Origin of the sequence: Paraburkholderia sp. RL18-085-BIA-A (genome assembly GCF_046027075.1) — a bacterium.
Lineage (GTDB): Bacteria > Pseudomonadota > Gammaproteobacteria > Burkholderiales > Burkholderiaceae > Paraburkholderia.
Map to the genome: position 1 here is coordinate 1 of NZ_JARESU010000411.1, position 1,517 is coordinate 1,517.

General features: G+C 59.1%; 1 protein-coding gene. It reads right to left on the reverse strand.

Annotated features, from left to right (window positions below):
• Nucleotides 1-31: 31 nt before the first annotated feature.
• The gene (locus P0D89_RS52865; RefSeq protein WP_408371170.1) at nt 32-1,414 is read right to left on the reverse strand and encodes an IS4 family transposase; all 1,383 of its coding nucleotides are present in this window, start codon (nt 1,412-1,414) and stop codon (nt 32-34) included.
• Nucleotides 1,415-1,517 lie beyond the last annotated feature (103 nt).

Here is a 1,517-nt window from a genome sequence, read left to right on the forward strand (position 1 = left end):
CTCAGGATTACCCACAAGTCAGCTGATCATGCTATTCGTTTTGCCTGAAGAGGCGATACATCTTTGTGATCTCATGCAGTATCAGGAACCCGCGCCACATGACTGTGGGGCCGGGCGGGTGGTCATGCTTGCGATTCAGATAACCGCCGAGCATGGCGATCCACAGGACAGCCTGCCCCAGCGACGGAATTTGCTTTGGCGGTTTCGTGGTGCCATGTGTGTGGCTGTACAGTGCTTGCCATTCGACGGGTTGCATTAGTACTTCGCACGACAGGTCTGCGTCGGTCCGTGCCAGCAGGGTCGCATACAGGATGCGCCAGGCGATGACGGCAAACAGCGCGGTCGCGCGTACGAAACGATCGAGATTGCCGAATTGCCGGGCCTCAATCTGGCAACCGCTTTTCAGGACGCGATGCCACGTCTCGATCGTCCAGCGGCGCGCATACCAGGCCAGCCGTTCAAGGACCTCATCAAACGTGGTCGTCGGCACCGAGCTCAGCAGCATCCATTCCAGCGCTTCTATGCCTTCCGGCGGTGCCTCTTCGAGAGCGTGAATCGCAAACACATCGGTCTGCTGCAGACGGCTTTGGCTATTGCGCCTCATCGGGGGCCGCAATCTGAGGGCCGTGCAACGCAAGGTCAGTCGTGCGGTACGTTGCGGCACGTTGCCTCTGGCTGGCACCAGAAGCTCCGTATTGCCTACAGGCGCAGTAGCCAGCACAGTATCCCAAAGATACTCTTCGGGATGCATGACGCGCCGGTTGCGAGAAGCACGAACCAGCCAGTCCACGCCATCAGGACGGTCATTAGTGAACAGTTCATACAGGTCGCTCTCGCGGTCTCCTACGCCGACAAGCCGGGTTTCGGTACAACGGGCCTTGAGCGCGGCAAGATGCTCAATGCCTTCAATCCATTTAATGCTTTCCTTCTCTTCGATCGGGCGCGTTTTGGGGTGAGGCTTCTTGCCGAACTTTTCTTCGGGGCGCACCCAGGTCTTCATGCCCAGCACACCCAGCGGCAGGCCCTCGGGGGTCACGGCCAGCAGGCTGTGCATGATGAAACCGCGCTCGTGACGCCCGGAGCCGTAACCCAGGCCCTCTGTCGCGGGCAGATGCGACAGGTTGAATTCAGTGGTGTCTTGCACCGCCAGCACAACAGGTACCTGCCTCATGCGATCCAAGGTTTGCGCGATGTGCGGCGCCAGGATTCCGTCGGTATCGATCTGCGCATTGTCGAAGAACCGGTACGCGGCCTTAAGCTCTGCAGGCTTGAGCGATTGTGGAAACGATCCCTGCGGGCTGAAGGCAAGCCGACGCGCCAGCGCAATCAGACGCCGCGACAGACGCGCGTCGCCCAGATTCGCTTCGCCGAACTCGGTGCCTGCCCAATCGTCCGTATCGCTTTCGCCAGCCAATCTCGATTACCACTGCAGCACAGGATGGCCAAAGTTAACATCGCCCTCTCTCGTTTACAAGCAGAAAATCCTCTCTTCACTCATAGAGATGTGGGTAATCCTG